The sequence below is a fragment of the Cetobacterium sp. genome, from assembly GCF_051653945.1.
Taxonomy (GTDB): domain Bacteria; phylum Fusobacteriota; class Fusobacteriia; order Fusobacteriales; family Fusobacteriaceae; genus Cetobacterium_A.
Genome location: NZ_JBOFXD010000095.1, coordinates 1 through 6,047 on the forward strand (window position 1 = coordinate 1; position 6,047 = coordinate 6,047).

6 protein-coding genes and 1 pseudogene are annotated in these 6,047 nt (G+C 29.1%); 4 read left to right on the forward strand and 3 right to left on the reverse strand.

Annotation, left to right across the window (positions count from 1 at the left end):
* The first annotated feature begins 73 nt into the window (after nucleotides 1–73).
* Together ACRC8M_RS10155 and ACRC8M_RS10160 are read left to right on the forward strand one after the other, a co-directional pair.
* On the forward strand, nucleotides 74–2,395 hold the full coding sequence (locus ACRC8M_RS10155; protein WP_438529019.1) for a phosphatidylglycerol lysyltransferase domain-containing protein: 2,322 nt from the start codon (nucleotides 74–76) through the stop codon (nucleotides 2,393–2,395).
* 19 nt (nucleotides 2,396–2,414) lie between these two features.
* Nucleotides 2,415–2,828 (forward strand): rhodanese-like domain-containing protein, encoded by a 414-nt coding sequence (locus tag ACRC8M_RS10160; protein WP_438529020.1) that lies wholly within the window; start codon nucleotides 2,415–2,417, stop codon nucleotides 2,826–2,828.
* A 47-nt stretch (nucleotides 2,829–2,875) separates the two neighbouring features.
* Here the strand turns inward: ACRC8M_RS10160 and ACRC8M_RS10165 are convergent, their stop codons facing one another.
* Nucleotides 2,876–3,484: an NADPH-dependent F420 reductase gene (locus ACRC8M_RS10165; RefSeq protein ID WP_438529021.1), complete on the reverse strand. Its 609-nt coding sequence runs from the start codon at nucleotides 3,482–3,484 to the stop codon at nucleotides 2,876–2,878.
* 124 nt (nucleotides 3,485–3,608) lie between these two features.
* Between ACRC8M_RS10165 and ACRC8M_RS10170 the strand changes: the two genes are divergently transcribed.
* Entirely contained in the window at nucleotides 3,609–4,388 is a 780-nt protein-coding gene (locus ACRC8M_RS10170; protein WP_438529022.1) for a glucose 1-dehydrogenase, read from the forward strand.
* Between the two features lie 25 nt (nucleotides 4,389–4,413).
* Nucleotides 4,414–4,740, forward strand: coding sequence for a DUF1622 domain-containing protein (locus tag ACRC8M_RS10175; RefSeq protein WP_438529023.1), 327 nt, complete (start codon nucleotides 4,414–4,416; stop codon nucleotides 4,738–4,740).
* A 52-nt stretch (nucleotides 4,741–4,792) separates the two neighbouring features.
* Here ACRC8M_RS10175 and glsA read toward each other — a convergent pair whose 3' ends face one another.
* Together glsA and ACRC8M_RS10185 are read right to left on the reverse strand one after the other, a co-directional pair.
* Nucleotides 4,793–5,713, reverse strand: a complete 921-nt coding sequence (gene glsA, locus ACRC8M_RS10180) for a glutaminase A (protein ID WP_438529024.1) — start codon at nucleotides 5,711–5,713, stop codon at nucleotides 4,793–4,795.
* A gap of 59 nt (nucleotides 5,714–5,772) precedes the next feature.
* Nucleotides 5,773–6,047: pseudogene (locus tag ACRC8M_RS10185) on the reverse strand (hypothetical protein); the annotation flags it as partial.

The window sequence follows — 6,047 nt, forward strand, 5'->3', positions numbered from 1 at the left end:
TATTTAATAGAGGATTATACGATTTTTTTTGTAAATCTATTATAGTGATATTTAATTAATGAGGTGGGTTACTATGGAAGATGTTTCAAAATTTGATAAGGAAAAAATTATTAAATATTTTAAAATTATAGCTGAGTTAACTATTTTTTTAGTTGCTATATTTTTTATACACAAAGAGTTAAAAAAATATAGTCTTCATGACTTAAGATCTTCAATTGAAGCGATTCCTTTTTGGGCAATAACTTTAATTATTTTCTTTGTTTGTTTAGATTATCTTATCTTAACTTGCTTTGATATCTTAGCATTTAAAAATGAAAACTACAGTCTTCCTAAAAAAAATATAGGTTTTGTTGCTTTTGTCAGTTTTGCTTTTGCTAATTCTATTGGTCTTTCTGGTTTAACTGCATCTGGTCTTAGATTAAATCTATACTCTATTTTAGGAGTTCCATATAAAACTATTATGAATGTAGTTGTCTTTTGCTATATAACTTTTTGGTTAGGTTTACTTTGGATTGGTGGTATTTTTTTAACACTTCTCCCAATCTCTTTAGTTGATATAAAACTCCCTATAAAACTACCCATAGATACAACAGTCCCCATTGGAGTGATACTTTTAATTGGAGCTATTATCTTTACAGGAGCAATCATAAAAAAGCATAAAAATACCAATGAAATTTTATTAAATAGAATTTTAATAGCTCTTGCTGATTGGGTTTCTTTAAGTTTTGTATTGTATTTTGCACTACCTCCACACAATAGAGTTGATTTTTTTCATTTTTTAGCTATTTTTATCATTGCACAAATTTTAGGTTTTTTAAGCAATGTCCCTGGTGGAGTTGGAGTTTTCGATTTAATTTTCTTAACTTTGTTAGGTAGTGTATACTCCTCAGATAAAATTATTGGAGCTCTTTTAGTATATAGAATAGCTTATTTTTTTATACCACTACTTGTAGCTTTTACTATCTTTACAATCTATCATCTTTTTATTAGAAAAGATAATACCAAAATTACAGAGATGGAAAAAATAATTTTTTCTCAATTCCCTAATTTTTTAAGTATAATTATTACCTTATCTGGAATTGTGCTTATTTTTTCAGGATTTTTCCCATTCTCATCTAACTTAATAACAAAAATTGAAGTTGTATTTCCATTTTTAAGTTTGGAAACTTCTCATTTTATAGGTGCTGCTATCGGAACTGCTCTGTTATTTTTAGCTTACTATATCCAAAATAGATTTGAGCTTGCATATTTTCTTTCTATAATATTCTTGGGATGCTCTGTTATTTTATCTATATTAAAAGAATTTCATCTATTTTTTATATTTTTTTTAACTTTAACTTTTATAGGAACTATTCCTACTAAAAAATATTTTTACAGAAAAAGTAGAAAGACTCTTCAAGAAGATAATTTAGTAACAGATAAAGACTTAAAAAAATGTATTAGTCTTTCTAGTTCAACTGATGCGTACCTTTCTCTTTTAGGTGATAAAGAGATGATCTTTGATGACAGTAAAAAGTCTTTTATCATGTTTGGGAAAAGTGGTCACTCATTTGTAGCTATGGGAGATCCTATTGGAGATGAACAAACTTTTGGAAGTTGTATTTGGAAATTCTACAATCACTGTAAAGTTAATAAAAAAGAGACTGTTTTCTATGAAGTCAATAAAAACTATCTAAATTATTATTTAGATGTTGGACTTAGCTTTCTAAAAATTGGTGAGTTTGCTCAAGTTCATTTAGAAGAGTTTACTCTAGATGGAAGTAATGCTAAAGCTCTTAGGCATGCTTTTAATAGAGTTGAGAAAGAGGGTTACACTTTTGAAGTTATTCCAGTTGAAAAAGTTTCTGAAATTTTAGATGATTTAGAAAGTATCTCCAATGAATGGTTACAAGATAAAAATGCTAAAGAAAAAGGATTTTCTCTTGGAAAGTTTACAAAAGAATATCTTTTAAACTTTCCTGTGGGAGTTATTAAAAAAGACAATAAAATTTTAGCTTTTGGAAATATTTTAGAAACAGACAATAAGGAAGAGATTTCTCTTGATTTAATGAGATACAGAAATGTAGCTGTTCATGGAACGATGGATTACTTTTTTATCTGTGTTATAAATTATGGAAAAGAGAATGGGTTTAAAAAATTTAATTTAGGAATGGCTCCTTTAGCTGGTATCGAAGACAATACAGCTTCATTTTGGAATAAAATCGAGCGTGCTATTTTCTCTCATGGAGAGCATTTTTATAACTTTAAAGGACTCCGTACCTTTAAAGATAAATTCAATCCCCAGTGGGAACCAAGATACATAGCTTATTCAGGTCCTTTTAATTTACCAAATATATTAAAAGATATCACTCTTTTAATATCTGGTGGTATTCGAGGACTTATTTCTAAAAAATAAAAAAATTTGAGGAGGCTTTATGAAAAAAATGATTTTATCTACACTTTTATTACTTTTGGGGTTAGGTACTACTTCCTTTGCAAATAACCCATCCTATAATGATGTTGAAGGTTATTACGAAACAGTTTCTCTTTCTGAAGTTATGGATATTCTAAATAAAAATAAAGGTACTCTTTTAGATATTCGAAACAGTGATGAAGTTGAAAAAACAGGATTAGTTAAAGGAGCTAAACACATTCCTCTCCCTGAACTAGAAAATCGTTTGCCAGAGCTTGATAAAGATGAAACATATATAACTTTCTGTGCAAGTGGAAATCGTTCTAAAAAAGCTGCTGAAATTTTAAAGAAAAATGGCTTTAAAAATATTTATAACTCTAAAGATGGAATGAATACTTGGCCTTATAAAGACATGATTGAACCTATAAAAAAATAAGCTTTAAAATAAAAATCTGAGCCCTAAATAGGCTCAGATTTTTTATTTTATCTTATCCAAATCAATCCATTTTCAAAAGATCTCCCTTGTTTTCTTACCATCTCTATCCAAATCATTGCTAGTGGTTCTAAATATCTAGAAAAATGTATATCTCCTATTAACATTGGATCAAACCCCATTTCAAAAAGTAACTCCTCAACTTTTTTATTAGCAATTTTATTATTTCCAGCTAGTAACATCGTAAGTTTTTTTTCATTTATACAAGGATTAATTAGCTTTTCTACTCCTAAAGTATTTAAAGTTTTTACTATATGAGAATTTTTTAAAATCTCTTGTATTACTTCTCCATTAGAAGTGTATCTCCCACGGGTTAAAATATAATTTTCTCCAATAGGATTCGTTAAATCAACAAAAATTTTCCCTTCAGGATTTTTTATATTTGTTACAGCTTTTTCAACTTTATTTCCAGGCACAGCTATGATTATAATTTCATTATCTTCTGCTATATACTTTCCGTCGACATACTCTATAAAGTGCTTTTTTTCAATCTCCTCTTTTAAATCCCTCACTCCTATTTGAACTGGATGTCCTAATTTATGAAAAACCTCTGCTAAAGCATTTCCTACAACTCCATTTCCTAATATTCCTATATTCATATACTCCTCCTTCATTCAATATTCTTAATACTTTTTTCGAAATAGTTTTTTAAATCCTTTTAATTTTTAATAATAAAAGGATTTTCTACATTTTATTAGAAAATTAAGTTAGGAGGTGTTTCTTATGTTTAAAATTGAAAATCACTATAATTTAAAAGGTATGGTTGCTATTGTAACTGGTGCTGGTGCTGGAATTGGTAAAGCCTCTGCTTTAATGCTAGCTAGAGCTGGTGCTAATATTATATGTGCTGATTTAAATAAAGTTGATGCTGATAACACAGCTATCCAAGCTAGAGGGGAAGGCGTCAAAGCTATTGGAGTAAAATGTGATGTTACATCTATACATGATTTAGAGGAAACTGTTAAAGCAACTATTCAAGAGTTTGGTAAAATAAATATTTTAGTTAATAATGCTGGTGGCGGAGGAGGAGGAAGAGAGAAGTTTTTAGAATTAACTCCTGAGTATCTTCAAAAAATATATAATCTTAATGTTTTTAGTATTTTTAATCTTTCTAGACTTTGTGCTCCTCATATGATTGCAAGTGAATATGGGGCAATAGTTAATATTAGTTCTATGGCTAGTTTAATGCAAAGTCACAATATGAGTGTCTACGGAAGTTCTAAAGCTGCAATTAATCAACTTACAAAATATATGGCTGTTGATTTAGGTCCAATAATTAGAGTTAATGCTATTGCACCTGGAGCAATTAAAACTCACGCATTAGCAACTGTTCTGACTCCAGAGTTAGAAGAAGTTATGTTAAAGAAAACTCCTATGAAAGTTTTAGGAGAAGCAGATGATATAGCTATGGCTGTATTTTTCTTGGCATCACCTCTATCTAAATGGATTACGGGACAAATTCTTCCTGTCAATGGTGGTGGAGAACAAGATTTAGAGGGATAATTTTATATTAATAGAGGTGAATTCTATGCTTACTTTTGAACATTATATTATGGATTCTTTTAAAATTTTATTGCACTGGTTAGCTTTCTTTTTTACAGCTTTATCTATCGGAGTTATATGCTTTGGTTTTTTAAAAAGTGTTAAAATTCTATTTACAAATAATGAAGCTCTTAGTTTCAATAAAATAATGAGAGAAACTTTTGATAAGTATATTTTAGTAGGTCTTCAATTTCTAATTATTGCTGATATTGTTGACACTATTATTTTGAGAGATTTACAAAACATTGTACTAGTTCTTCTAATAGTTATTATTAGAACTATTATGAGTTGGGAAATAGAAAAACATAAATAAACTAAAGAAAAAAGCTCTAAGCGAATTAATCACCTAGAGCTTTTTTAGTTTTTTAAAACATGTCTAGTTCCATCTCTTTTGAGATATCTTTCATTATTCCAATACCTGCAACACTGTTTCCTTCAGCATCTAAAGCTGGTCCAAATACTGCTACACCTATTTTTTTACTTGATACTGGAGAGATTATACCTCCACCAACTCCTGATTTTCCTGGAATCCCAATGTTATCAAGATACTCTCCACTTTGATCATACATTCCACAAGTTGCTATTAATCCATTAACTATCTGTGCATATTTTTTAGGAATAACTCTCTCTCCATTTGATAAAACTCCACCATTTGCAAAGAATCTTGCAATCTTAGCTAAACTTTCTGTGGTTACATATATTGAACACTGTTTAAAATATATATCTAGAATCTCTTCTACATCTCCACTTAAAACTCCTTGCCCTTTCATATAGTAAGCTAAACCTCTATTTGTATCTCCAGTAGCTTTTTCACTTAAATAGATATCTGTAGCTAACTCTAAAGAGTCATCTTCACTTATTTTTTTCATAAATTCTAAAATTCTATTAAGTTTATCTTCTGAATCTTTTCCTTTTATTAAAGAAGCTGTCATAATAGCTCCTGCATTTATAAAAGGATTTCTTGGTAAGTGATCAGGTTCTGTTTCTAATTTTTTTATTGAGTTAAAAGCATCTCCTGAAGGCTCTTTATGAACATGTTTAAACACTTCTTCCTCTCCATTATCCAATAGAGCTAAAGCTAAAACAACTGTTTTAGATATACTTTCTATAGCAAATCTAACTTTTGTATCTCCTGCTGATAACATAGTTCCATCTGGAAATGCAATAACTGCACCTAGGTAGTCTTTACTTACTTTAGCTAATTCAGGAATATATGTTGCAACAGCTCCTTGAGATATTAAGCCTTTATTGTTTTCCACTATTTTATTTAATACATCTTGATTCATTTTTTGCCTCCATGTCTAAGAACTTTTATTTTTGTTCTTTTTCTTCATTAGATTCTGGTTTAGTTTCTTTTATCTCTAAACTCATAAATTATAAATGGAAGAACTAATACAACTATAAATCCTATAGTTAATATAGTTTCATACTCCCCTGTACTTCCACCTGGAATATTATCTGGCGGGAAAAATGATATAACAAATGCAAAGAGTGACGATAAGAATCCTATTGCACCAACAATACATTTAAATACAACTCCACCTGGAATCTGATATCCTGCTTGAGCATCTATTGTTTTTCTTTTTAAAACTAATGTTAAATAACCTATGAATAGTAGGA

What these genes read in the sequence shown, in the direction of transcription:
- ACRC8M_RS10155 (WP_438529019.1), top strand. Translation starts at nt 74, where the DNA reads ATGGAAGATGTTTCAAAATTTGATAAGGAAAAAATTATTAAATATTTT.
- ACRC8M_RS10160 (WP_438529020.1), top strand. Translation starts at nt 2,415, where the DNA reads ATGAAAAAAATGATTTTATCTACACTTTTATTACTTTTGGGGTTAGGT.
- ACRC8M_RS10165 (WP_438529021.1), bottom strand. Translation starts at nt 3,484, where the DNA reads ATGAATATAGGAATATTAGGAAATGGAGTTGTAGGAAATGCTTTAGCA.
- ACRC8M_RS10170 (WP_438529022.1), top strand. Translation starts at nt 3,609, where the DNA reads ATGTTTAAAATTGAAAATCACTATAATTTAAAAGGTATGGTTGCTATT.
- ACRC8M_RS10175 (WP_438529023.1), top strand. Translation starts at nt 4,414, where the DNA reads ATGCTTACTTTTGAACATTATATTATGGATTCTTTTAAAATTTTATTG.
- glsA (WP_438529024.1), bottom strand. Translation starts at nt 5,713, where the DNA reads ATGAATCAAGATGTATTAAATAAAATAGTGGAAAACAATAAAGGCTTA.